The sequence below is a fragment of the Haloarcula sebkhae genome (genome assembly GCF_014647415.1).
Taxonomy (GTDB): Archaea; Halobacteriota; Halobacteria; order Halobacteriales; family Haloarculaceae; genus Haloarcula; species Haloarcula sebkhae.
Map to the genome: position 1 here is coordinate 622,118 of NZ_BMPD01000001.1, position 24,754 is coordinate 646,871.

The 24,754-nt window shown below is 61.6% G+C and carries 25 protein-coding genes and 1 tRNA gene; 12 read left to right on the plus strand and 14 right to left on the minus strand.

All coding sequences use genetic code 11. The features are described from left to right. Positions 1–46: 46 nt before the first annotated feature. The 7 genes from IEY38_RS03270 to IEY38_RS03300 all read left to right on the plus strand — a co-directional run bounded on the left by IEY38_RS03270 (position 47) and on the right by IEY38_RS03300 (position 5,614). Complete coding sequence (locus IEY38_RS03270) at positions 47–478, plus strand: hypothetical protein (protein ID WP_188975313.1); 432 nt, start codon at positions 47–49, stop codon at positions 476–478. Between the two features lie 6 nt (positions 479–484). Beyond that, positions 485–715, plus strand: coding sequence for a hypothetical protein (locus IEY38_RS03275; protein ID WP_188975315.1), 231 nt, complete (start codon positions 485–487; stop codon positions 713–715). Further along, on the plus strand, positions 712–2,547 hold the full coding sequence (locus IEY38_RS03280) for a hypothetical protein (protein WP_188975316.1): 1,836 nt from the start codon (positions 712–714) through the stop codon (positions 2,545–2,547). The genes IEY38_RS03275 and IEY38_RS03280 overlap by 4 nt, the downstream gene beginning before the upstream one ends. Before the next feature lie 6 nt (positions 2,548–2,553). Then, a complete protein-coding gene (locus IEY38_RS03285) occupies positions 2,554–3,105 on the plus strand; it encodes a hypothetical protein (RefSeq protein WP_188975318.1) in 552 nt (183 codons plus the stop codon). Beyond that, positions 3,102–3,896, plus strand: coding sequence for a DUF2062 domain-containing protein (locus IEY38_RS03290; protein ID WP_188975320.1), 795 nt, complete (start codon positions 3,102–3,104; stop codon positions 3,894–3,896). Before IEY38_RS03285 ends, IEY38_RS03290 begins: the two co-directional genes overlap by 4 nt. Further along, entirely contained in the window at positions 3,889–5,064 is a 1,176-nt protein-coding gene (locus IEY38_RS03295) for a hypothetical protein (RefSeq protein WP_188975322.1), read from the plus strand. Before IEY38_RS03290 ends, IEY38_RS03295 begins: the two co-directional genes overlap by 8 nt. A gap of 160 nt (positions 5,065–5,224) precedes the next feature. Then, positions 5,225–5,614: a hypothetical protein gene (locus IEY38_RS03300; protein WP_188975324.1), complete on the plus strand. Its 390-nt coding sequence runs from the start codon at positions 5,225–5,227 to the stop codon at positions 5,612–5,614. 751 nt (positions 5,615–6,365) lie between these two features. Here IEY38_RS03300 and IEY38_RS03305 read toward each other — a convergent pair. The 10 genes from IEY38_RS03305 to IEY38_RS03350 form a co-directional block, all read right to left on the minus strand. After that, positions 6,366–7,982: a DUF7845 domain-containing protein gene (locus IEY38_RS03305; protein ID WP_188975326.1), complete on the minus strand. Its 1,617-nt coding sequence runs from the start codon at positions 7,980–7,982 to the stop codon at positions 6,366–6,368. Next, positions 7,970–8,128, minus strand: coding sequence for a hypothetical protein (locus IEY38_RS03310; RefSeq protein ID WP_188975328.1), 159 nt, complete (start codon positions 8,126–8,128; stop codon positions 7,970–7,972). Before IEY38_RS03310 ends, IEY38_RS03305 begins: the two co-directional genes overlap by 13 nt. Beyond that, positions 8,125–8,322, minus strand: a complete 198-nt coding sequence (locus IEY38_RS03315) for a helix-turn-helix transcriptional regulator (RefSeq protein ID WP_188975330.1) — start codon at positions 8,320–8,322, stop codon at positions 8,125–8,127. Before IEY38_RS03315 ends, IEY38_RS03310 begins: the two co-directional genes overlap by 4 nt. Further along, positions 8,319–8,582 carry a DUF7563 family protein gene (locus IEY38_RS03320; RefSeq protein WP_188975332.1) on the minus strand — a complete coding sequence of 88 codons (264 nt, stop codon included), beginning with the start codon at positions 8,580–8,582 and terminating at the stop codon, positions 8,319–8,321. Before IEY38_RS03320 ends, IEY38_RS03315 begins: the two co-directional genes overlap by 4 nt. Positions 8,583–8,773: 191 nt before the next feature. After that, a tRNA-Ala gene (locus IEY38_RS03325) sits at positions 8,774–8,845 on the minus strand. A 138-nt stretch (positions 8,846–8,983) separates the two neighbouring features. Further along, the gene (gene rpsJ, locus IEY38_RS03330) at positions 8,984–9,295 is read right to left on the minus strand and encodes a 30S ribosomal protein S10 (protein WP_004590697.1); all 312 of its coding nucleotides are present in this window, start codon (positions 9,293–9,295) and stop codon (positions 8,984–8,986) included. A 3-nt stretch (positions 9,296–9,298) separates the two neighbouring features. Then, a complete protein-coding gene (tuf, locus tag IEY38_RS03335) occupies positions 9,299–10,564 on the minus strand; it encodes a translation elongation factor EF-1 subunit alpha (protein ID WP_188975334.1) in 1,266 nt (421 codons plus the stop codon). 275 nt (positions 10,565–10,839) lie between these two features. Beyond that, positions 10,840–11,784, minus strand: coding sequence for a homoserine dehydrogenase (locus IEY38_RS03340; protein ID WP_170096840.1), 945 nt, complete (start codon positions 11,782–11,784; stop codon positions 10,840–10,842). Beyond that, positions 11,781–12,314, minus strand: coding sequence for an amino acid-binding protein (locus IEY38_RS03345; RefSeq protein WP_170096839.1), 534 nt, complete (start codon positions 12,312–12,314; stop codon positions 11,781–11,783). Before IEY38_RS03345 ends, IEY38_RS03340 begins: the two co-directional genes overlap by 4 nt. A 79-nt stretch (positions 12,315–12,393) precedes the next feature. Next, positions 12,394–12,615, minus strand: coding sequence for a hypothetical protein (locus tag IEY38_RS03350; protein WP_004515429.1), 222 nt, complete (start codon positions 12,613–12,615; stop codon positions 12,394–12,396). 108 nt (positions 12,616–12,723) lie between these two features. Between IEY38_RS03350 and IEY38_RS03355 the strand changes: the two genes are divergently transcribed. After that, positions 12,724–13,821, plus strand: a complete 1,098-nt coding sequence (locus tag IEY38_RS03355) for a peptidase (protein WP_390182258.1) — start codon at positions 12,724–12,726, stop codon at positions 13,819–13,821. Positions 13,822–14,023: 202 nt separating this feature from the next. Here IEY38_RS03355 and IEY38_RS03360 read toward each other — a convergent pair whose 3' ends face one another. After that, on the minus strand, positions 14,024–16,210 hold the full coding sequence (locus tag IEY38_RS03360) for an elongation factor EF-2 (protein ID WP_188975336.1): 2,187 nt from the start codon (positions 16,208–16,210) through the stop codon (positions 14,024–14,026). Positions 16,211–16,413: 203 nt separating this feature from the next. Here IEY38_RS03360 and IEY38_RS03365 point away from each other — a divergent pair, with 203 nt between their 5' ends. The 4 genes from IEY38_RS03365 (at position 16,414) to IEY38_RS03380 (ending at position 22,649) form a co-directional block, all read left to right on the plus strand. Beyond that, positions 16,414–17,607 (plus strand): trans-sulfuration enzyme family protein, encoded by a 1,194-nt coding sequence (locus IEY38_RS03365; protein WP_188975338.1) that lies wholly within the window; start codon positions 16,414–16,416, stop codon positions 17,605–17,607. 66 nt (positions 17,608–17,673) lie between these two features. Next, positions 17,674–18,468, plus strand: a complete 795-nt coding sequence (locus IEY38_RS03370; RefSeq protein ID WP_188975341.1) for a DUF5781 family protein — start codon at positions 17,674–17,676, stop codon at positions 18,466–18,468. 151 nt (positions 18,469–18,619) lie between these two features. Next, positions 18,620–21,718, plus strand: coding sequence for a PAS domain S-box protein (locus IEY38_RS03375; protein ID WP_188975343.1), 3,099 nt, complete (start codon positions 18,620–18,622; stop codon positions 21,716–21,718). Positions 21,719–21,794: 76 nt separating this feature from the next. Then, the gene (locus tag IEY38_RS03380; protein WP_188975345.1) at positions 21,795–22,649 is read left to right on the plus strand and encodes a hypothetical protein; all 855 of its coding nucleotides are present in this window, start codon (positions 21,795–21,797) and stop codon (positions 22,647–22,649) included. Here IEY38_RS03380 and IEY38_RS03385 read toward each other — a convergent pair. The 3 genes from IEY38_RS03385 to IEY38_RS03395 are packed head-to-tail and all read right to left on the minus strand — an operon-like array spanning position 22,646 to position 24,623. Next, positions 22,646–23,356: an energy-coupling factor transporter transmembrane component T family protein gene (locus tag IEY38_RS03385; RefSeq protein WP_188975347.1), complete on the minus strand. Its 711-nt coding sequence runs from the start codon at positions 23,354–23,356 to the stop codon at positions 22,646–22,648. The genes IEY38_RS03380 and IEY38_RS03385 overlap by 4 nt on opposite strands. Beyond that, the gene (locus IEY38_RS03390; protein WP_188975349.1) at positions 23,350–24,054 is read right to left on the minus strand and encodes an energy-coupling factor ABC transporter ATP-binding protein; all 705 of its coding nucleotides are present in this window, start codon (positions 24,052–24,054) and stop codon (positions 23,350–23,352) included. The genes IEY38_RS03385 and IEY38_RS03390 overlap by 7 nt, the downstream gene beginning before the upstream one ends. Further along, a complete protein-coding gene (locus IEY38_RS03395) occupies positions 24,051–24,623 on the minus strand; it encodes a biotin transporter BioY (protein ID WP_188975351.1) in 573 nt (190 codons plus the stop codon). The genes IEY38_RS03390 and IEY38_RS03395 overlap by 4 nt, the downstream gene beginning before the upstream one ends. Positions 24,624–24,754 lie beyond the last annotated feature (131 nt).

The following is a 24,754-nucleotide window of genomic DNA, read 5'->3' on the forward strand; positions in this document are numbered from 1 at the left end:
AGACTGCACGGCCGGAATACGGTCGTACTCACGGCCGGTGCAACCTATGTTCGGAAAGATAGACATCGAAGACGCCCTGGCCGGTGTGATTTTCACCGCCAGCGCGTTCGTCACCAACGGTATCGCTTCGATCAGTATGCTCGGCTACGACCTCGGCGCGTCCGTGTTCACAGTTCAGGGCACGAGCATCGACCTCGCGTTTCTGCTGTCGCTCGCTGCTCTGGCGATGGCATACGCTACTAACCGCGTGAATGAGAGTCGCAACAAGAACTACCAGCTCGACACCGATCTTGTCGAGATCGCCAAGGGCTCGGCCACTGTCGAAACCTACCTCGCGCTCGGGACGCTCGTCATCGTCCTATTCACCGGGCTGAACATCCTCGGTGCACAGGATATCGTTGTCGGCTCAGCCGCCATCGGCCTAGTCGTCGTCGCCGTCGAGGCCGCCGGCTACTACGTCATCAGCTATCTGGGGTGACCAACCATGGACCGCATACTCAGCTATGGGCTTGTGGGCACTATCGGCGTCTCTGCTTCCACGATTGCCTCGGCTATCGTCGGTGATCCCTTCCCCGTCGTCGTTCCGGCCATCGTCGCGGCCGGCGTCATCGGAGCGCACCACGTCAAAGAGCGAGACACCACGACTGGTGCTGACGATCAAGACGTTCGCACCAGCGTTGAACAGGTCGAAACCGACGGAGGGCGCGAACAGTGACCCGCGCTCGTTCGGTCCTGTTCGCCGCGCTCATTGTCTGTTCTGCCATCATCGGGGCCGCCGGGCCCGCACTTGCACAGTCGACGGAGACGGCCACCGATAGCGGACCGGTGACGAAAACCTTCGAGACAGGCCCGCACAAGGTCAAGATTGACCTCTTCGATGTATCCTCAGAAACGACCATCACCGTGATTACGGACGAATCGCCAGTTGGCGACAACACGGCGATACTGAGAAAGACCGTCAGCGGCTCTCACAACAGCGCACACTTTCGAAACGCTGGTGCGTATGAACAGTTCACCATCCGCGTCGAAGGCGCTGATGGGCCGGTGTCCATGTCGAAGGGCGGCGTCACGGACGCGTGGAAACCCGGTGATGACGGCAAATTCCTCGGAGACACGGGAGGAGACCCCGGTTTCAACTACGAATTGAGCGAGCAGATCGGGGAGACGATGATGCCGTCCATTGTCCAACTCGACAGAACCGGACTGCCCGGAGAAACAACAGTCAACACGACCAACACGGACGCCGAGCAAATCGAGCTTGACGTCTACCAGTCTGCGTTGACTCTGGAAACCGGGCACTCGCTCTATCATGACTCTATCGACAACAACCTAAACGACGCTCAGACAGTCGCCTTAATTAAGGGTAAAAACGCTTACATCCAGTCACTCAATAACGGCTCCACAAAGGCTGTTGCCAAGACTGAGGCCCATAGAGCCATTAATGAGTATTATGCGAGGATGCAGGTTAATCTGATCGCTCGCTGGGATACGTCGGTGTCGACCATCCATCATCTTAACTCGACTGTTGTCAATGAGTCTGGAGTTAGTGGGGATGTTGTTTCGATTCCTCTTGAGGATGTTAACGACGGTGACGTGTCCGATATGATCGGAATAAAGATGAGTGGCGTTGGGACAACCTCTGTTCCGCTCGTTAACGGGACGAGTGCGACCGCCATGACTCTCAAAGCCCAGGGAGGCGACTCCGCTGGAGGTTATGGTTATGTCTCCACTATCGGCCCCACAGATGGGGTAACAGAGGTTGCCCGCTTCGAGAGCAACATAAATGGCAATGATCCGGCGTTTGACGCCACTGCCACCCGCATTACTGTTGACTCTCCACCATCCGGTGATGGTCGCATTGATGCAATGCGATTTAACCAGACAAGTGCGGCCTTCAACGAGATCGAGACTCAGCACAGTGCGGCGCTGGCTCAGATAGACACAGTAATCAATGGCACATATGATTCCTATCAGCGAGGAGAGATCAACAATAGCGACCTCGTTGATCCGTATGTGTTGGCCAACCAGCAGTCGGCAGGTGACGACTTTCAGGGTTGGGCCGCCAGTCAACTCACTCTCATGGGCACCAACTCTCCGGAGAACTTCGACCAAATCGGGAGCTTTGAAATCTCTAACGACGGCTCAGAGTACGAGGGAGTGCTGTTTAGTCAGACAAACCCTGCCAGCGGGCAATTTGAGTCTGGCAACTCCTACAATGCAAGCACTCTACGCGGCACTCAGTACGTCGTTACCTCTGATCGCATTGTCGAGCTACACGGTGGGTTTAGCATCGGCAATATCACCGACTCAAGCGGCGAACAGGTTCAGAACGTCACAATTGAGAAAACCACCTACAAGACGACGAACGTCACCGAACTCAAACAGCAGTACGAGGATCTTGCCTACAAACGCGCACAGATTGAAGCCCGCGAGAAGGCACTGAAACAATCCGCTGGCGGTGGCTTGCTCGGTGGCGGCAGTGTTCCACCTGTCGTGGCGCTGGCTGTCATCGGCACGTTACTGGCTATCGTCGTACTCCAGAACTAACCACCCATGCGCTCACTTTTCTTCGCCGCGCTGCTCGTGGTCAGCCTCGGCTGCGTCAGCGCCCCGACCGCCGCACAGTCCGCGGGCAATCTCCCCGCCGAAACATCCGGCCCACAGCCCACAGCCAACGCCACCGAAACCACCCGTATCGACGGACAGACAGAGATCATCGCCTCGGAGTACCTGCCGAACGAGAGTATCGCTCGCATCACGCTCCGGTCGAGCGCGGTCCAGACCGTGACGATCTCTGACGCCGGCCGCTTCCAAGAAGGCGGGAAGATTCCCGTCCGCACGGTCGCCATGCACTCGGACGACACTGCCACCATCGAGATTCCCGTCACTGAGAAGGACGGCTACATTGGTGTCGCCATTTCCACAGAGAACACGCCACTGTACGCCGAGATCGTACAACAGCCGTCCGGTGGTGGCCTGGATATCCTACGTGCTCTTTCGTCGTTACAGGCATGGCTCGCTGGAGCAACTGTCGCGTTCATCTGGATGATCGTCGCCGGCTACAATGTAATCCGCGGCGAGAACGGCCGTCCGGAGGTAGCATGAAGCCCGCACCGACCTTCCAGAACAACCGCGACCGCCTTGTCTACCTGCTGGCTGAGTACAAACTACTCATCGGTGGGATGTTCGTCGGTGCGGCCGTGCTGTTCGCCTACTACCAGCCACAGCTGCCGAGCCTCCCGACGTGGATTCCCGCTGTCGCCGTCGGCTGGCTGGTCCTGGCGATTCCTTGTTATCTCGTCGGGGCGAAGATCGCCCGCTGGCTCCGTCGCCGGAACTGGGTCGAAGTCCACCACGTCAACGCAATCGACGATACGACCGAGAAGTACTACGTCCCACCCGAACTCTGGCGCAAGAAAGAGATCGACGGCCCCGATCCATACCCAGTCAACGGCGGCAGTGCGTGGGCTGTCCGCGAGTACGAGTATCTGGAAGATATCGGCCAGCTCCGCGTCGAGGGCGTCTGGCTCGAAGGCTGTCAGGATACGCAGCTGATGACCAGCAAGAAGCAGATGCAAGATATCCACGGCTGGCTCATCGACCGCGCCGAGGAACTGGCAGCGATTCGCGGCCGGTGGAGTCGTGGCAGCGTCGAACTACAGAAGAAACTCGTCACCGCTGACGCCGAAGCCAACGAACGCGGCCAGATGATCCAGAAGACAGCAGCGAAAGAGACCTTCAGCGACCTCATCGAAGACGGCGAAGATCCCGAAGACGCGCCGACCATCCACGACCTCACCGATGCGCCCGACCCAACAGCAGATGCTGCTGTGGGCTATGGGCAGGACGAACCGGCCAACGATCAACCGCAGGAGCCACGACTAAACGATGACTGACGACGGTAACGACCTCTACACGCCTGCACAGTTCCGCGAGTATCAGGACGGCTACGGTCAACGTGATCCCGATGAGGTACACCAGCACGCCGGAATCGTTCGCGATGAGAAGCTATCACGCTATCTCTCGATACTCGAAACCCACTACGATCCCCGACACTGCGACCGGCCCGGAAAGATGCCGGGACAGGCCAAGGACCTCTCTCACGTTCGGGAGATCGTCCGCATCGAGGGAACCGAGACAGCACGGCGGGCCATGGCCAACGGCGATATGCAGTCACTCAAGCACTTCACCGGGGACGCCGGCCAGCGGGCCGACATCTCGGGAATCAAGGCCATCGACCAGCTTCGCGCCCAGATGACCGGCCCCGCTCCAATGTTCTACGAGTGGGCCGAACCCGGAACTGGTAAATCCAATTTTGCCTGTCTACTCGGACAGCTCTGGAAGGAGCAGCATCCCCCGGATGCGCTCGTCGCCTCGAACATCCGTACACTCGAAGAAACCGACGAATGGACCGACTCGGACGGCGACCGTCGTGACGGCTGGCTCGCCAACTACGGCGAGCTGAACGAGTGGCTGAAACAGGACGGCGACCCGATGCACAACGAGCAGGTCCCGAAGCTGTTCATATTCGACGAGGCCAGCAGCAACGCCGGTGGGAGTGGGTCGGACGGCTATGAGACGAAGACGAAACTTGGACCGCTCACGTACAAGATCCGGAAGTACGGTGGTTCACTCATCATCATCGGCCACGACGGCCGCGACGTACATCCGCTCGTTCGGGAACTCGGCGTGTGCGTTCACAAGGAAGGGCTCAAAGAAGCGACGTTCTACGAAGACGTGCGGAACCGGAAGGGCGTCAACCCGATCTTCTCCGTATCTGGTATCCCTGAGACGGACTGGCGGTATGACGACAAGGAACCGACTACGTGGTCCTGGTCGAGCGGCGAGGATGGCGGTGACGAGGTGGACCCGGCAGACCTCTCTCAAAAGCTTGCGATCTACACAGTCATTACAGCCAAGCAGTCTGAGCCGGACAGACCAAACCACGAGATTGCTGATTTCGTGCCGTACAGCGCCGAGTGGGTCCGTCAACGCTGGAACGAGTATCAGGACGACGGAAAGCACCGAAACGTGGTTGGTGAGGTGACGGAACTAACCGCATGACAGCGACAGGATTCGGACAACCCAACAACAACCAACCCCCCGGCGTAGCCCTGTTGTTGGCCCATGGCGTGCGCTCGCGGTGCGAGCACGCGCGAGCCATGGGCAACGGCCGCGAACAGCCCGGAGGAGTATCTATATATGACGCACGTGAGGCACGAAGATGAGTCGAAGCCACAAGGCCAATCACTACGGCACACTCGTCGAGCGCAAAGCCGCCGAGCGCTACGACCTCGAATTAGATCGGAGCAGTTGGCATGATGCGAAGCGGCCAGACGGGACGCCGGTTGAAATCAAAGCCGCGATGTACCGCCACGCAAATGGACAGCCCGGTACGTTCAAGCTCTACGACCAGTACCACGAGAAGCTACGGTATGCGAATGGATGGTACGTGTTCGGCGTGTACCGAGTTCGTGGGCGAGGCGTGGAGGTAATAGAGTGGGAGATGCGTCACTCGTCGCGGTTACCACGTCTCGAATGGCATGGAGGTGGTACTCATCGGAATGCATCACAGGCAAAGATCAAAATCGGCAATCTATTTAGTATAGTCTGATCATACATCGACCAATTCGTTTGTACCCCAAGTAGAAGAGAACCTTTTCAAGATATTCAGAATAATATGGATCGATAATATGCTAATCAAGAACGTAGCGAGCAGTATTTTTGGCCGCGATATAGTTATAAACCCGCCTATAAAAGTGAATATTGGCGACATATACAAGAACAAATGCCTGTTTATCTGCATGAGTCGTTCTCTTTCATCAAACTCGCGGCTTTGGGCTATTTTTAGACCATCTTGTGTGAGCTTGATGTTGCAAAATTGACTTCCACTATTTTGCTCGATGGTTACTAGATCTTGCATTAGGAGCATCTTCCACCCAGTTTCAGCACCCTCACGGCTAAGATTTGTTTCTGAACAAAATGGATGGTGTTCATCAAATACATTAGTAGTACAAACTATATGTCCGGAAGAATTGTAGATATACCTTAGTATTCTTGCCCAATTTGGTTCATCTAACGTCATAATCAGACATATAATTCGCTGATATAAATAGTCTCAAACAGGTGAAGACGAGAGCTTTCTGTTCAAAACAACTGTGCGGTGTATTTTGATGATGTGGCCTTAGCCACACCTCTAAACGGAATCACAACCCCCCGGGTTTGATTCCGTTCGGGCGATGACCGGGCCATTGGCTCGGTCGAGCCACGATCACGTCGGCGACCGTGCCGGACAGGGAAGGGAAACGGCAAAACAAGCGGTTTTTCGGGGTGCTGAACAGTGATGCCTCTCAGCAGGCGGGCCGCTACCCGGTGGCGAGCCAGCGCCAGGCCGTCCCTCGCGATCCGTCCGCGAGCTGCACCCGGGCCTGCCGGTAGCGCTCTTCGGGCATTCCGGCATCTTTCCAAACCCGGAAGCCTTCGCGAATCGCCTTCCCGTGCTTCTCGATCTCCCCGAACCGCAGGGTCATCTGTGCCTCGCGAGCGTCGTTCACATCGACACCGTGGCGGGCGGCCCATGCGATGAACGCGCTCATCGTATTCTCCAGCCCACGCTCGGCGGCTTCTGCGGCCTTCGCGGCGGTGTCAACAGCACGGCGAGTGGCTTCACGCGCCTCGTCAACCGCTACATGAACCATCTCTGCGACGTACTCCGACCGGAGCGACACGTCGGCATAGTCCGAGATCACCAAGTCTTCCATCTCTCGAAGCGCTCGCCGAACACTTTCAACATGACGGCCGTACTCGTCTGCGATATCCGCCGGAGCAACCTGCCCACCGTCTGCTACCAGCATCTCCAGGGCTTCCCACTGTACCGGCGAGAGCCCATCTGAAAGGTGGCGCACCACGACACTCTCCTGTTTCTGCTCAACTCGCGTTAGATCCAAGCCCACCGGCTCAGGACCGGAGTGGTCAACCTCCGGTTCGAAGTATGAATCTTCGACAAATGGGCCAGAACCCGACGGAGCGATGTCGATACCCGCATCGGCCAGTACCGACAGCACAGTCTGATCTAACTCCCGTTCCAGCGTCTCCAAGTCGCGCCATCGGACAGTCTCATCATCATCCAGCAGCGATGCCTGCAGAGATGAACCCACTTTCGGGTGCGATAGCGGGTGATCGTCGGGCACAGACAGCGCCTCACGGGCGTAGTAGTGCTTCACCTCCTTGGGGAGGTGATGGTCAGGGAATGCCTCTCGAATCCGCTTCGGGCCGAGTGTGGCCGTGTGGTAGTATCCTGGCAGGTTCCGGCCGCGCTCATCGTCATCGTTCTGGACGATCTTCCGATAGCCGCAGCGGTCGGATTCCAACAGGTGACCCATCGCCGCAATCGGCCCATCGCGAGCGTGAACCGGCCCACTGGCGTCCCGATGAACTCGGGCGTACTTCTCTGCGTCCTGCACGTTGCTGTAGGGATGTGGCTCCTCGAAGTACCGACCGGTGACGCCGACCTCAATAGCCGCCCGCTGCAGTAGCTCAGGATATCGGTGAAACGCGATATTCGACCCTTTCACGCGGACGTTCACACCTTCACCGAAGCCGTCCGGCACGGGGATCTCGATACGGCTTCCATCGTCACGCTCGCCTTGCATCCCGGGCCAGCGTGGCGCAACGTGGGCTACGAAATCCTGCTGACCGACCGAATCTTCATCTGGATGGCGGGCAACCTTCAGCCGGTATTCACGCATATTCTGCAGCTGCCAGTCCGTTCCCTGTGGCGTCCGCTCGCCGGGGTGAACGATATTGCTGTCCTGGTAGGAAAGGCGAACGACCCACCGCTCGCCATCCTGCAGGAACTCGCCGCTCTTTGACCCCTCACCAGCCTTCACCTCACTGTCCAGTGCGAAAAACGGCGCAAGGCCGTCGCTATTGAACAGGAGATTGGCGTGGAGTTCGTGAGGGGCCAGCCCTATCGTTCGCATCGCCCCCCGTCAATCTTGACGGCGGCCACCGCCCGCTCGACCTCGGCCTGACTCTCCGCAAGCGGTTGGAAATTTGTCCAGTCAAAATGAAGGGGTTCACCCTCTTCTACGTCGTACAGTTCTGAGGCGCGGACGAATCCAGTCACGCCGGAACCACCTCCAGTTTCTCACGAGCACGACCAAGGAGGTTGCCCACAGTACCGGGAGAACGGCCAGTCTTCCGGGCGTATTCCCGTGGCCCATACTGCCCCATGCCCACAGCCTCGTACACCTCTTGCTCGGCGTCAGTCAGTGGCGACAGGTCGGGTTCGTAATCGAAGAGTGACGACTGTGGGCTCACAGACTCTCACCCCCGTCAGTCCGGGCTTCCACTCGACCGCCCTGATTCCGTTGTGGCTGGTCTTCCGGATCAGGGTAATCGAGTTCTTTCCCAGCTGCAGTTCCCCGCGAGATACGGGGCATACAATCGCAGGCTGGACAGCGGTGAGCGATGTCATCGCCGTCGCCGAACGTCCGCCGGAAGTCACGCGAAACGTGCGCCCCGCAGTGCTGGCAGTTCGACTTCTCGATAGTTGCGCTCTCGACAAGTCGGTTACTCAAGAGAAACCACCCCCGCTCGGGAATCCGCCAATTCCTTCGCGAAATCGCAAGACTGCACCCCAGATGATGCGTAACCGTTCGTGGTTCGATTTGATTTCGAGTTTATACGCAGATGGGTCTGCGAGTAATATTCCAGTAGAAGCGCATAGCAGTCGCTTTTCAGGATAGTTCTACAGGACGAGATACCGCTATGGACTCGCCGGGATTTGAACCCGGGGCCTCTTCCTTGCGAAGGAAGCGATCTGCCACTGATCTACGAGCCCGCGTGGTCTGCCACTCGAACGCGGAGTTATAAAAACCCTGCGCGTGAGAGCGGCCTTCGATAGCGATTCACACTGTCCCGGCCAGCGGTTCGGACGGGTGGCACACCGACGCTGTCGCGAAGCGACAGCCCCCGGAGATTAGTCCTCGAGGACGATCTCGATGGAGACGTCGTTGGGAACCTGGATGCGCATCAACTGGCGCAGTGCCCGTTCGTCGGCGTCGATATCGATGAGCCGCTTGTGGACGCGCATCTCCCAGTGTTCCCACGTCGCAGTCCCCTCACCGTCGGGGGACTTGCGGCTGGGAACCTCCAGCGTCTTGGTTGGGAGTGGAACAGGACCGGAGAGTTCGACACCGGTCTTGTTCGCGATCTCCCGTACGTCGGCGCAGATGTCGTCGAGGTCCTCGGGGCTTGTGCCCGCGAGCCGAACGCGTGCCTGCTGGGACATACGTTATCGCTCGTTGACGCTGAGGACTTTGCCGGCGGCGATGGTCTGACCCATGTCGCGGATAGCGAAGGAGCCGAGCTCCGGAATCTCGGAGGACGGCTCGATGCTGAGTGGCTTCTGTGGGCGGACCGTCACAACGGCAGCGTCCCCGTTCTGGATGAAGTCGGGGTTCTCCTCGGCGACCTCGCCGGAGGACGGGTCGATCTTCTTGTCGATGGACTCGACGGTACAGGCGACCTGTGCCGTGTGAGCGTGGAAGACCGGCGTGTAACCCTCAGTGATGACAGACGGGTGCTGCATCACGACGATCTGGGCCTGAAAGGTCTCGGCGACCGATGGCGGGTCCTCGGCCGGACCACAGACGTCACCGCGTCGGATGTCGTCCTTGCCGACGCCGCGGACGTTGAACCCGACGTTGTCACCGGGCTCGGCCTTCGGAACTTCCTCGTGGTGCATCTCGACGGTCTTCACTTCACCGGAGACGTCAGACGGCTGGAAGCTGACGTTGTCGCCGGTGTTCAGGATACCCGTCTCGACACGGCCAACCGGGACCGTACCGATACCGGAGATGGTGTAGACGTCCTGAATCGGCAGTCGGAGCGGCGCGTCCGTCGGCGGCTCCGGAGCCGGCAGGTTGTTGAGTGCTTCCAGCAGGATTTCGCCGTCGTACCAGTCCGTGTTCTCGGACTCCTCGGCGACATTGTCGCCTTCGAACGCCGAGAGCGGAATGAACTTGGCGTTGTCAGGGTCGAAGCGGACCTGAGTGAGGAGATCCTTGACCTCTTCGACGACCTGCTTGTACTCAGACTCGCCGTAGTCGACGAGGTCCATCTTGTTGACACCGACGACGAGTTCGCCGATGCCCAGGGTGCGGGCCAGGAACACGTGCTCCTGGGTCTGCGGCTGGACACCGTCGTCGGCGGCGACGACCAGGACGGCGTTGTCGGCCTGGGACGCGCCGGTAATCATGTTCTTCACGAAGTCGCGGTGACCAGGACAGTCCACGATGGTGAAATCGTAGGCGTCAGTGCTGAATTCCTGGTGGGCGATGTCGATGGTGACACCACGCTCACGCTCTTCGGCGAGGTTATCCATGACGTAGGCGAACTCGAATCCGCCCTTGCCCTTCTCTTCGGCTTCTTCCTTGTGCTGTTCGATGACGTGCTCCGGTACCGATCCTGTCTCGTACAGGAGTCGGCCGACGAGCGTGCTTTTCCCGTGGTCGACGTGACCGATGATGGCCAGGTTCTGGTGTTGTTCGTCGCTCATTGTTATCTCTCACGCGCAGAGGCGCTGTATCGGGTTTATTAGCTGGTGGTTCATAAAACGATTTCGAAAGCGTGTAAGCGTCAGCCCGTCGCTTTCTTGCGATTCGGCACGCCATGCCATGGTAGTGTGACACCCGATGACTTGGTGTGAGAGACTACTGATACCGGCAGTCACAACCGGATCAGTGTCTTTCGGAGTGGCAAACGGAACTGGTGGGTGGGAAAGGCAGCGAATGCGAGAAACGACGCGGCCGCGTTAGAAATCCTGCTGTCCTGTTACAGCCGGCCGATATCGGCAAGCACCGCGCTCGCCGTCTCCGGACCGCCAGCGCCGCGACCGGAAATGTTGAGCTGGCCGGCGTGCTCGGTCTCCAGTTGGGCAATGTTCCGGGTTCCAGAGACAGCGAGCGGCGCATTGTCCGGCACAAGTCGCGGGCCGACACGGACAGAGCCCTCGACGACCTCAGCGATGAGTCGGACAGTCCGGCCGTCCGCCCGGGCGAGTTCGAGCGCGCTGCCAGAGATTTCTTGAATTCCCTCGACCTCGGCATCGTCGAGCGTGTACTCCGTTTCGTCGTCTGACAGGACGTTCGCAATGATGACGCCTTTCAGCGCTGCGTCGGTCCCGTCTACGTCGAAGGTCGGGTCGGCTTCGGCGACGCCCAGATCCTGCGCTTCCGCGAGAACGTGTTCGTAATCCAGACCCTCGGTCGCCATCCGCGAGAGGATGAAGTTCGCCGTGCCGTTGAGCACGCCGCGAACGGCGGTGATGTGGCTCGGGTCGAAGTCGTCGATAGTCGAGAGAATCGGCATCGCACCGCCGACGGTCGCCTCGAACAGCACGGACCCCTCGCTTTCGTGTTCTAGCGAGCGAACGTCCGCGTACCGTTCGGCGACCGGACCTTTGTTCGCCAGCACGGCGTGGCGGTCCCGTTCGAGGGCGGCTTGGACGTGGCTAAAGCCCGGTTCGGCGTCGCCGAGCGTCGTCGGCGTCGCCTCGACGAGCACGTCGTACTCGGCCGAAAGCGCGTCCTCGGGTGCGTCGCTCCCGACGATACCGTCGGTTCGCTTCCGGTCGAGGACCGCAGCAGTGTCGATACCGGCGCTATCGATGACGGCGCTGCTGGAATCGGCAAACGCAGTAACCGAATGGCCGTGGTCGCTCGCCAGTTCGACGACGGCGGAGCCGACGGCACCGGCTCCGATAACGGCGAGCCTCATGCGTCACCTCCCGCAGCGAGGGGTTCGATGACGTGGAGCCCCTTCTCGTCGGCGACGGTACGGATGGACCGCATCGCCTCGTCGACCGCTCCCTCCTCGGTCGCCAGTCGGATGCGCGCGCTGGAGGCATCGTCCGTTCCCCCCGGTGCCGACAGCGAGAGGTCGGTCACGGTCGCGTCTGTGGATTCGTGGATCCGCGAGAGTGTGTCGGAGAGGTCAGTGTTGACGAGGTGACCTGTGAGAATAATCGTCAGCGCCTCGCTGTACTGCTCGGCCCCGGCCTGAATAACGTTGATGCCCGCGTCCCGGAGTGCGTCGACGATCCCGTCGAACCGCTCGGGGGTCGCCTCCAGATCGACCTCCACGGGGATGTGGCCCCGCGGGGTCACGTTCCCCCGTTCGTGGAAGATAGAGAGGAGGTTCCCGCCGTTGTTGGCGATGGGCTCGAGCGCCCGCAACAGTTCGCCCGGTTCGTCGACCAGTTCCAGCCGAACTGTGTAGGACCGTACCTCGTCGGTCGAGTCGCTCATCGCCCGCTCACCTCCTGAGTATCTCGGCTCATTGTGGATGACTCAGCAGGGGCACGTATAAGAAACCGTTCGTTTGGTCTCACGGGAGAAAGCGGTCGTACAGGTCGTCGATCCATTCATTGTACGCTTCGCCACGAGTCGATCCCCAGGGGTTGCGGGAGAAGTAGTACATCGCCGCGAACATCCCCGCAAGCGTCAGCGCCAGCCCCGTCGGCAGAACGAAACTCCAGATGAACGTCGACGTGCCGGCGATGACAGCAGCCACAAGAAGGTCCACAATCTGATGCAGGCGGTCGCTCATATCTGGCCGTTCGACGCCGGACGACCTAAGCGTGGGGCCTGCCTCCGTCGAGACAATTGATGACAAGGGAACGCTACGTTTTTTTCGCACCGGTGAAGCGTGTCGTATGTGTACGCCCTCCAGTCATCACCGATAGCGATAGGGACGGCGGTGTTCCTCGTCGGTGTCCTCGCCGTCGTCGGAATCGTCCTCGGCGCACTCGGAAGTGCAGTCGTACGGCGCCTCTCGAATCCGGTCACCAGATATCGGCAGCTATATCTCTGGGTTTTGCTGCCGTTCGCACTGCTGTCGTGGGTCGTCTTTCTGTCCCTCGGACTCGGCCACTTGGTTCCCGGCGGACAGACCGGAGTCGTTGGAGCAGTGCTGGCGACGTTCACCGAGTTGCTCGCCGCCGGCATCATCTGGCTGGCCGCCTACGCACCAACTGTCCCGGGCGTCCGCAACGTTCGGGACATCAAACTCTCGACTGGCCGTGCAGTCATCCGAATGGGACGGTACGTCCTCGGAATCACTGCGTTGGTGACTGTCGCCGTGGTACCCGTTGAACTCGGACTGTCGTCAGTCGGGCTGCTGGCGCTCGTTACCGTTTTCGTTGTCACCGTACAGGCCGCCTCCCCGTGGTTCATTACGCTAATTCGGTCGGTCGATAGACCGGACGAACCGACAGCGGAGACATTAGAGCGACTCCAAGAGCGTGCGGGACTTACTGTCCGAGACGTTCGAATTTTCGACACCGAACAAGAGAGGACTGCGAGCCTGACCGTTCGCGGCGTTTCTGGGTATCGTCGCCTGTTCGTGACTATCACGTTCCTCGACATGTTCGACGACGAAACGGCAGCGGCCCTCCTTGCGGTTCAGGCCGGCCGCCAGAACGCCCGAGTGCTTGCCCGAGTCATGGTGGGCCTGCTTATTACAGTCGTCCCGCTGTTCGTGGCACTGGCAGACATCGGCCCGCTGTGGCCTCTCGTCGGCGTGAGTCTCGGACTCGCCATCGCAAGCCTGTGGGTCACTCGCCGCGGCGTCCGGGCAGCCGACGACTACGCGGCCGAGCGCGTTGGCCCGGAGACCGTCGCGGACGCTCTCGAACGGTACGCCGACGTCCACGACATTGAACCGTCCCGACGACGACTCGCGAACCCGTTCTCGAGATCGCCGCCGCTGGGGAACCGAATCGACCGATTGCGGGCGCAGGCAGAAGCGGAATAGCCGAAAACGAGTACAGACGCAGTGAAATCAGACGAGGCGGAGCGGACACGCATACCGCGCGAGCGGAGCGAGCGCGGTTTCACTCCGAGCGCGTTCGCAGAACGCGACTCGGAGGTCGTTTTTAGCGTAGATTTTTACGAACCCGCTCCCCGCAGCGCGCTCACAGAGCGCGCGAGGAGAGGGGGGTGACGTAAAAAGGTACTTAGAAGTAGTCGATGGCCGGGTTCAGTTCCTGCTTCATCCCCTTGCGCTCGCGGATCTCGCTGATCTTGTCGGGCTGAAGGTTGTCGGCAAGGACCTGGAAGCCGGCGTTCTCGGTGTTCCAGGAGGCACGACCCTCGGTCGCGGAGCGGATGTCGGAGGAGAAGCCGATCATCTCGTCGACCGGCGCGACGCCTTCGACGACCATCAGGTCGCCTTCCTGGTACATGTCGTCGACGCGGCCACGGCGGCCCTGAATCTCGCCGCTGGCAGCGCCCATGTGGTCGTTGGGCACGTCGATGCGGACCTGCTGAATCGGCTCCAGCAGCTTGATACTGGCGTCGATAAGTGCGTTGTGCACAGCCTCGCGGACAGCCGGGATGACCTGAGCCGGACCGCGGTGGATGGCGTCCTCGTGGAGGCGGGCGTCGTGGAGACGGATGAGCGACCCCTGTACCGGCTCGGACGCGAGCGGACCGTCGTCGAGGGCCTCTTCGAGACCTTCGATGACGAGCTCCATCGTCTCGTTGAGGTGCTGGATACCCTTCGTCTCATCGAGCAGGATGTTGGTCCCGTGGATGTGCTCGATGTTCTGGGAGTCGTCCTTGTCCATACCGGCCTCCTGCAGCGCTTCACGGCGCTCCAGTTCTGGCATGTCCATCGACGCCTCGCCCATCTTAATCGTCTCGACGATGTCCTCGCCGAGCGGCTCGATGCTGATGTAGAAGCGGTTGTGGTTGTTCGGCGACCGACCTTCGACTTCGCGACTGTCTTCCTGCGGGGCCTCGCGGTAGACAACAATCGGCTCACCGGTGTTGATCGGGATACCCTGGTTGCGCTCGATACGCTGGCCGATGACTTCCAGGTGGAGTTCACCCTGCCCGGAGATGAGGTGCTCGCCGGTGTCCTCGTTAATTTCGACCTGGATGGTCGGGTCTTCCTTGGCGACCTGCTGGAGCGTCTCGATGAGCTTCGGCAAGTCGTCCATGTTCTGCGCCTCGACGGACTTCGTGATGACCGGCTCCGAGATGTGCTCGATGGACTCGAACGGCGTCATCTCCTCGCTGGAGACAGTGGAGCCAGCGATAGCGTCCTTGAGGCCCGTGACGGCGGCGATGTTCCCGGCGGGGACGCGGTCGACTTCCTCGCGCTCGCCACCCATGTAGATGCCGACGCTCTGGATGCGGTTCTTGCCCGCGGTCCCGGAGACGTACAGCTCCTGACCCTTCTCCAGCGTACCGGAGAAGACACGACCGGCGGCGATCTCGCCGGCGTGTGGGTCGACACCGATGTCAGTAACCATCAGGACGACTTCGCCGTCCTCGTTGACCAGCCGCATGTCGTCGGCGAGCTGGGATTCGGCGTCACCACGCCAGATACGCGGAACGCGCATCGGCTGGGCGTCGACAGGGTTGGGGAAGTGCTCACACACCATGTCAAGCACCACGTCGGACAGCGGCGTGCGCTCGTGGAGTTCCTGGCGGTTGTCGTTGCGCTCAAGCTCCATGATTTCGCCGAAGTCCATGCCGGTCCGCTGCATCGACGGCATCGAGACGCCCCACTTGTACAGCGCGGAGCCGAAGCCGACGGTGCCTTCCTCGACGGAGACCGTCCAGTCCTCGATGTCGTCCATCTCCTCGGTCATGCCGCGGATGAGTTCGTTGACATCCTGAATGACCGCGAGCAGGCGCTTCTGCATCTCTTCAGGGCCTTCCTGAAGTTCGGAGATGAGGCGGTCGACCTTGTTGATGAACAGCGTCGGCTTGACGCCCTCGCGGAGCGCCTGCCGGAGCACCGTCTCGGTCTGGGGCATCGCGCCCTCAACGGCGTCGACGACCACCAGCGCGCCGTCGACGGCACGCATCGCGCGGGTCACGTCGCCACCGAAGTCGACGTGGCCAGGGGTGTCGATAAGGTTGATGAGGTGGTTCTGGTCCTCGTACTCGTGGGTCATCGAAACGTTAGCCGCGTCGATGGTGATCCCACGTTCCTGTTCGTCTTCCTCGGTGTCCATCGCCAGCTGTTCGCCGGCAGTGTCGTCGGAAATCATGCCGGCACCGGCCAGCAGATTGTCTGTCAGCGTCGTCTTTCCGTGATCGACGTGAGCAGCGATGGCGATGTTCCGGATGTGCTCCGGATCGTCCATCAGTGTCTCACATTCTTGGACGATTTTCTTACGTCGGCCCATTATACAGCATTCTATCAACAGCAGGGTCAAAAGGATAGTGTTTCACTACGGCCGTGACCGCTCGAAATCCGGCCGTTCGCGTGGCATGGTCTGGCATTCCGACCGATCGATAGCTAAAGGCGTATGCTCAGCGATTATAATTATTTGCAGTCGAATGAGTAATGATTGCAAAGGTATTAGCGCCAGCCAGCAGAGGGAAGCGTATGACTCGGCGTCCACACCTCGACACGATCGCAGTCGATACTGAGACGGCGTCAGCAGCAGGGGACGTCACGCTCCCGATACACCTCTCCTCGACTTACGAACTGGCCGGGCTCGACACGGACCTGTCTCTAGAGGACATCGACCCCGGAGACGGGGAGTTCCTCTACTCGCGGCTGTCGAACCCGACACGACACGGCCTCGAACAGGAGTTAGCCGCGCTCGAAGGCGGAGAACAGGCCTATGCCTTCAGTTCGGGGACGGCAGCCGTCGCAACAGCGGTGCTCTCACTGGTCGAGCCGGGCGATCACGTCGTCGCGTTCGACGACCTCTACGCGGGCACGCGACGAATGTTTGAAACGCTGTTCCGGGACCAGCTCGGTGTCGACGTGGAGTTCGTCGACGCGACCGATGTCGACGCTGTAGCGGCCGCGATGACACCGGCAACAGAGCTAGTCTGGGTCGAGACCCCGACAAACCCGGGTATCAGACTGTGTGACATCGACGCGATTGCGGCCGTCGCCGCCGACTACGACGCGACGGTCGGGGTCGACAACACCTTCGCGAGTCCGTACTTCCAGCAACCGCTGTCGCTCGGCGCGGACCTCGTGGTCCACAGCACAACGAAGTACCTCAACGGCCACAGCGATGCCGTCGGCGGCGCGCTGATTACCGACGACCCCGAGGTGGCCGAACGGGTAGAGTTCCGCCAGCAGATCGCCCTCGGGAATATGCTCGCCCCGTTCGACAGCTACCTCATCTCGCGGGGCATCAAGACGCTGGGTGTCCGGATGACTCGCCACGAGAACAACGCCATGGCCCTTGCGCGGTACCTCGAGGACCACGAGCGCGTCGAAACGGTCCACTACCCGGGGCTAGAGAGCCATCCACAGCACGACCTCGCCCGCGAGCAGATGCAGGGCTTTGGCGGCGTACTTTCGTTCGAACTGACCGGAGAAATGGCCGATGCCAAGCGTTTTCTCGAAGCGTTAGAGACGGTGACGCTGGCAGTCAGCCTCGGCGGTGTCGAGAGCCTAGCGGAGCTTCCGGCGGCGATGACACACGAACCGCTCTCACCGGCGGCGCGGGACGACCTCGGCATCTCCGATACACTCATCCGCCTTTCGGTGGGGATCGAGGATGTCGAGGACCTCCGGGTCGACCTGGAGCGCGGTTTCGCGGCGCTCGAGTCCTGAGCGCTGCGTGCGAACGCTGCCCCCACCCGTGCATTAATAGCGCTTCGCCCCGTGAGATAGTGACACATGGACGTGCACGTGCAGGGTGGGCCGGCCGAACCGTTTCTCGGAGCGAGGGACCTCTTCTCGACGGAACACGACCTGAAACGACCAGTGACTGTCCGGGTCCGGGAGGACCCTGACGAGCGTACCCGCGTCAGCCACAGCGAGGACGCCCACAGGCTGACGATCTCCCGTCAGGCCGCCACGAGTGCAATGGCCCGCGAACTCGCGTTACACGAGTACGCACACATGCACCACCACGAATGCGGGCATCCATCGCACACACAATCGACGCGAGAAGCCATTTACCTCGCGCTGGCGGGGCGATCGGTCGAACAGCGAAAGCTCACGCACTGTTACCAGATCGCTAACCACATGAAGGACGTCTACGCCGACGATATCTGGATGCCGGTGGTTCCCGGCGACAAGCTGGTGCCGTTTCTGGAAGCCAGCCTCGCGGCTGCCGTCGCGGACCGCCCCGGCGATCCGCCGACCTGGGATCGCTCGGCATCGCTGACCCGGGTGCGCCACCCCAGCGAACCGGCCGCACGGCTGACGCCGGCTGCAGATCCGGACATCACAGCTGTCAACGCAGCGTTCGCTCTTGCGCTGTGTGAGCGCCACGATCTGGTCGGCTCGGACCACCGCCTGTACGACCTCGCGCACGCCGCGGCACAGGACGCCGAATCGGTCGATCTCGCGGAATTCAAGCACCATTTCGCGGCACTCTCGCCCGAACCGGACGAGTCCGAATTCCGGAAGGCGCTCGTCGACGTGACTCGCGCGTACGCCGGCGGCGGCGGTCGTGCGGCAGACTGAAGCCGGATGTCCCGGTGCTGTCGGATTACCGACGGGCCGTGTCGTCACACACAGGTAGGGCCTCGCCGTCAACGACTGCCGGCTTCGCTCGCGCGCGAACACGGATTAACCGGCAGAACTGTTTTTGCATGGACTTGTGAACTAGCTGACTATGACCGAGGCGCTTCGTGGCCGACATCTCGACGGGGAAACCGATGTCGTCGGCGAACGAATTCGGGTGTTACACATCGACGACGATCGCGATTTCGTGGCTGTCGCAGCGGATTCCCTGGAGGCCGCGGACGACCGAATCTCCGTCGAAACCGCGACCAGCGCACGAGACGGGCTCGATCGGCTCGCCGAAAACGGGTTCGACGCTGTCGTCTCCGACTACGATATGCCGAAGATGAACGGCATCGAACTGCTCGACGCGATTCGGGAGACAAACCCGGATCTGCCGTTCATTCTGTTCACCGGCAAAGGGAGCGAAGAGGTAGCCAGCGAAGCGATCTCGATGGGCGTTACCGACTATCTACAGAAGTCGTTCGGCGTCGAGGTGTACGAACTGCTGGCCAACCGCATCGAAAACGCGGTCTCCGAGTACCGCGCGAAACGACAAGCCGCCGAGTCAGAGCGCCGCGTCCGTGAACTCACCGAGGCGACCCACGATATCCTCTGGGAGTTCACCGCCGACCTGAGCGAACTGCTCGTGATCAACTCAGCCTACGAGGACATCTGGGGGCGGTCGGTGGCCAGGCTCCGTGACAACCCGTACGACTTCCTAAACGGCATCCATCCCGAGGACCGCGAACTGATGAAAGACACGATGCGGAGCCTGATGAACGGCGAATCGGCTGACGTCGAATGCCGTGTCAACGCAACAGAGGAGTATCAGCGCTGGGTCTGGATACAGGGCGAGCCGATCACGAACGACGACGGCGACATAGTTCGCGTGGCCGGATTCGCTCGTGACATCACCGAGCGGCGGAACCACGAGCGCGAACTCGAAGCCACGAAGAACCAGCTCGCGGAGCACAACCAGACGCTCCGGAAGCTCTACGAAATCAGCGCCGACGCCGACGCCTCGTTTGAAGAGAAGATTCAGGCGGTTCTGGATCTGGGTCAGGAGCGTCTCGGGACTGCCGGCGCGTTCCTGTCCTCGAGCGATACTGACCGCGACGAGTTTACCATTCGCTATGCGAGCGGGAGCGACGAACGGCTCACGCCGGGAACTGTCACGCCGCTGTCGGAGTCGTACTGCCGGAAGATGACCGACGCGGGAAGCGTCATGGCAATCGCGGAAGCGTCCGAAGAGGGCTGGGAATCCGATCCAGCGTACGAACGATGGGAATTCGAGACGTACATCAGCGGTGAGGTCCGCGTCTGCGATACGCACTCGGGGACACTCTGTTTCGTCGACCGGTCGTCCCGCGAGACTTCCTTCACCGAAGACGAGAAGACGTTCGTTCATCTCGCAGCGCAGTGGGTGAGCTACGAACTCGAACGTCAGCAGCGCGAGGGGCGCCTCGAACGGTACAAGGAGTACACCGACGACATGCTGGACGCCATCGACGACGTGTTCTACGTCCTCGATAGCGATGGCCGCTTCCGGCGCTGGAACGAGAGTCTGCTGAACGTGACTGGCTACTCGGCTGCCGAAGTCGCCGGAACCCATGGAGCTGAATTCTTCCCGGAAGAGCATCGAGACCTTGTTCTGGCCGCGATCGAATCGGTGTTCGAGGGTGATACCACCCGCGTGGAGGTACCGTTTATTACGAAATCGGGAGATCAGATCCCTCACGAGTTCACGGCGACCCGCGTCGAGGACCCCGACGGAAATCCGATGCTGGCCGGTATCGGTCGGGATATCACCGAACGGAAGGCACGCGAGCAGGAACTTACCCGGACGAAGGAACTCCTCGACCAGGCCCAGCGGATCGCGAGTGTCGGCGGCTGGGAGATAGACGTGACAACCGACCCGCCGGAAATGACGGTGACAAGCGAGTTCTATCAGATACATGGGTTGACGCCGGATGACGAACTGAGCGTCGAATCCATCGTCGACCTGTACCACCCCGACGATAGGGAAGCGGTCATGGCTGAGTTCCATCGAGCGATAGAAACGGCTGAGGGGTACGACATGGAGGTGCGTATCGGAGACGAAGACCACTTCCGGTGGGTCCGCGCGCTGTGTGAACCGGTCACCGAGAACGGCGACGTTGTCAAACTCCGTGGCTCTGTCCAGGATATCACGGACCGAAAGCTCCGGGAGCGCGAACTGGAGGGGGCTCGCGAGCGGATGGAAATCGCGCTAGAGACCACGAATACGGTCGTCTGGGACCGCGAATTCGAGTCCGGCGGCCTGTCGTACTACCCCGGGTCCGAAACACTGTATGGCACCGACATCGAGTCGCTGGACGAGTTTTTACCGCTGGTCCATCCCGAGGACCAGCGGGACGTAGCGGCACGCATCGAATCGGCGACCGAGACTGGCACGTACGAAGCCGAGTTCCGAATCATCCGTGACGGCGAGGTCCGCTGGATGGAGGCGAAGGGCCGCGTCGAATCCGACGGCGACGGGGCTCCAGTCCGGGCGATCGGTATCGACCGTGACATCACCGAACGCAAGCGCCGCGAGCAGGAGCTGGAGGAGACAAACGAACGTCTCGAAGAGTTCACGAGCATCGTCAGCCACGACCTCAGGAACCCGCTATCCGTCGCCGAGGGACGCATCGAACTGGCCCAGCAGGAGTCCGACAGCGAACACCTCGACAGCGCCAGTGACGCGCTCGAACGGATGCGGACGCTCATCGACGACCTGCTCGCGGCCGCACGCGACGAGCAGTCGGCGGTTGACGCCGGCGTCGTGGCACTCACGGACACGGCCGAACAGTGCTGGCACAACGTCGAAACCAGCGACGCCGAACTCGCTGTCGAGACGGACGCCGTCGTTCGTGCCGACAGGAGCCGATTGGAACAGCTGCTCGAGAACCTGTTCAGCAACAGCGTCGAACACGGCGGTGACGACGTGGTAGTCACCATCGGAGAGCTTGACGACGGCTTCTACGTCGAAGACGACGGCGAGGGTATCGACGAGGCGAACCGGTCGCGCGTGTTCGAAACGGGATACTCGACATCAGACGCCGGGACGGGGTTCGGGCTCTGGATCGTCGCGGAAATCGCCGACGCTCACGACTGGACGGTGACTATCGACGAGGGGAGCGAGGGCGGCGCACGGTTCGAGATTACCGGCGTCGATATCGTGGAGTGACAGACCGGCGCGTGTTCGTTCCGGCCCGTAGTTGGCCGCCGAAGACCAATTCAACCAAGCGTTCGAAGGCCCGCTCGTGCAACCCCGCTCACTCGCTGTCGGAATCGCTCTGGTTTCGCTCGTCGTCCTTGGAGGCTGTACTGCCTTCAGCACTGCCGGCCCAAACAGCGGCGAGCGGACCGTGACGCCCGCCCCGGTCCCCACGCCGGACCCGAGCCTGCCGCCAGGTGTCACTGCCAACAGCATCAGCGACCCCGAGCGACTCGGCAGCGCCCACGAGCGGCGGCTGACGAACAGGAGCTACACCGTCACGGTTGCCCGAACCGTCCAGTTCGCCAACGGGACGATAGTGCGACGGCTGGAGCAGGGTCGGATGGTGGGTGCCGACGGCAGGATTCTCTCGTGGCGTCACCGGACAGAGCCTGAACGGGGCGGCGGTGACGCTATCGTCAGCAGACGCGCGTGGACTAACGAGTCCGTTCACGTTCTCCGTCTTCAGTATGCAAACGGGACGACGCGGTACAGGGTCGGGGAGTCCCACCGGCGGTATCCGTACCGGCGGACCGCGTACAACGTCGCGAGGACGTTATCGGACGAGAACGCGGCCATCGTCGCCAGCGACACCGACGCCGACCCGCCGACGTACGCACTTGAATCACGGAACCTGAGTGAGGAGTTGGGAACGAGCACGGATCTGGACCGCGTCGAAACGAGTCGCATCCGAGCGGTCGTCATCGGGACGGGGGTTCTTAAGCGCGCATCGGTACGTTACGCCGGGATGCGGGACGGCGCGCCGGCTGTCGCCAACAGCACTGTTCGGTTCAACACCGACCCGGAGACGGTCACGCGTCCGGAGTGGGTGGCGACCACCCTCGAACAACAGCCCCGAGAAAATGAGACAACCGCCGAGTCCACGCAGGCGACCGGCTAAACCGAGACGAGCGGCGATACCGCCAACGCGATACCGACAGCGAGCACCGGGTAGTCACGACGGTCGAAGGCAAGCGGCGGCAGCGTCGGGTTCCACGCGAAACAGCGGGCCCGCAGGGCGACCGAAAGCCGGTCCGAGCGGTCGAGCGTCCGTTCCAGCGACCGGACGGCGAGCAACCGAACGCGATCTCGGAGCGGGCGGGCCTCGCCGCCACGAGCGTGGATGGCGTCACGCACCTCCCGAACGTCAGCGAGCACCAGCGGGAACAACCGGACGACGAGCGCCATCCCGATGCCGAGAATCTGGCCTGGCTTCCCGGGAATCAGACGCTGGACCGCCGCCCGTGTGTCCCGAACCGGCGTCGACGTGAGGTAGGCGGCACTGACGAGCAACACCGGGAGGATACGTCCGACGTGCAGCGCCGAGCGGAGCGCCGGGTCGACCCGAAACCACGGTGGGCCAGGCGCCACACCGGCGACGAACGGGGCCAGCGCCAGCACGGCAAGGACGATCCGATACGAGCGCAGAACGGCCAGCGGCGAGAGCCGGGCCGCCGCGAGCGCACACAGCGCGAACGCGGTCGTCCCGACGAGCCACGGGAGCGTTGGATGAGCGACCGCAGCGATAGCGAACCCGAACTGAAATAGGAGCTTCGACCGCGGGTCCAGCCGATGTGCGACCGTCGAGCCGGGTCGGTAGCTCAACATCGTGGGTCTCTGATGCCGAGGTCCGGAAGGGTATCGAGCGCCTCGGCTGGCGGCGCATCGAGAACGACCTGCCCCTCGTGCAGTGCGACGAGGCGGTCGGCCCGCTCGTGGAGGTCCCGGAGGTCGTGCGTGACGACAATGACACCCGTGCCATCAGCGGCGAGCGCGTCGAGGTGGTCGAGTACTGACTGCCTCGCCGGCCAGTCCAGCCCGACGAGCGGTTCGTCGAGCACGAGGTAGTCCGGTTCCATGGCGAGTGCCCCCGCGATGGCGACGCGGGCCTGTTCGCCACCCGAGAGGGCGTCGATACGGCTCTCGGCGGCATCACCGAGGTCGACAGCGTCGAGTGCCGTGTCGACCCGGCGATCGATCTCAACCCTGTCGAGCCCGAGGTTCTCCGGGCCGAAGGCCACGTCAGCCGCCACGGTCGCAGCGACGAACTGGTCGCGGGGGTGCTGAAACACCATCCCGATACGTGTCCGGGCGACGACGGGGTCGTCCGTCACGTCGGTCCCGTCGACGGTGACCGTTCCGGCGTCGGGCGTCAGCAGGGCGTTGAGATGCCGGACGAGCGTCGTCTTGCCGCTCCCGTTCGGCCCGACGAGCAGACAGTACTGACCATCAGGTATCGACAGTGTGACCCCGTCGAGGACATCGACATCGCCGTACCGATAGCGCAGGTCGCTGACCTCGATCATCGACCGGCGAGATACCCACCCTGCACGATGGCGATCGCGATACCGAGCTTCAGGAGGTCGAGCGGGATGTACGGAGCCATGAGGGCCGCGGCGCGGGCGAACGGCAGCCCGGTGACCACCGCCATCCACGGGATGCCGATCGCATACACGACGGCAACCGCCGCGGTGAGCGCGACGACCTGAACCGGAACAGAGAGGTCAGCGACCGGTTTCGGCGCTATGCCCCGGTGTGCGATAGCGCCGGCGACGACCGCGCCGACGAGGAAGCCGACGAGGAAGCCGCCGGTCTTCCCGGCAATGACATACCCAATACCTGCGGTCCCGTTCGAGAACACCGGAGCGCCAGCGATACCGACCAGCAGGTACAACAGGAGAGCGACGCCGCCCCACAGCGGCCCCAGTAGCAGGCCGGCAAAAAACATCCCGAACGGCTGCAGCGAGAACACCACCGGTCCGATCGGGATAGATAGCTGTGCGAGCCCCGCGGTCAGCGCCGCGAGTAGCACCGCCTTCGTGAACAAGCCCACAGTCTCGTCGTCGACAAGGTCGACGGATTGCTCTGTTGCCATGGGTCTCCCTCTCTCGTCAACCGAAATATAGCCAGTGGTTCACAGAGCGCGTTTCCGCCGACCGCCCGTGCCGAGCCTGCCGTCGGTGTCGAGTCCGAGGACTCGTCCTGTGTCCCGGACTCACCGCAACA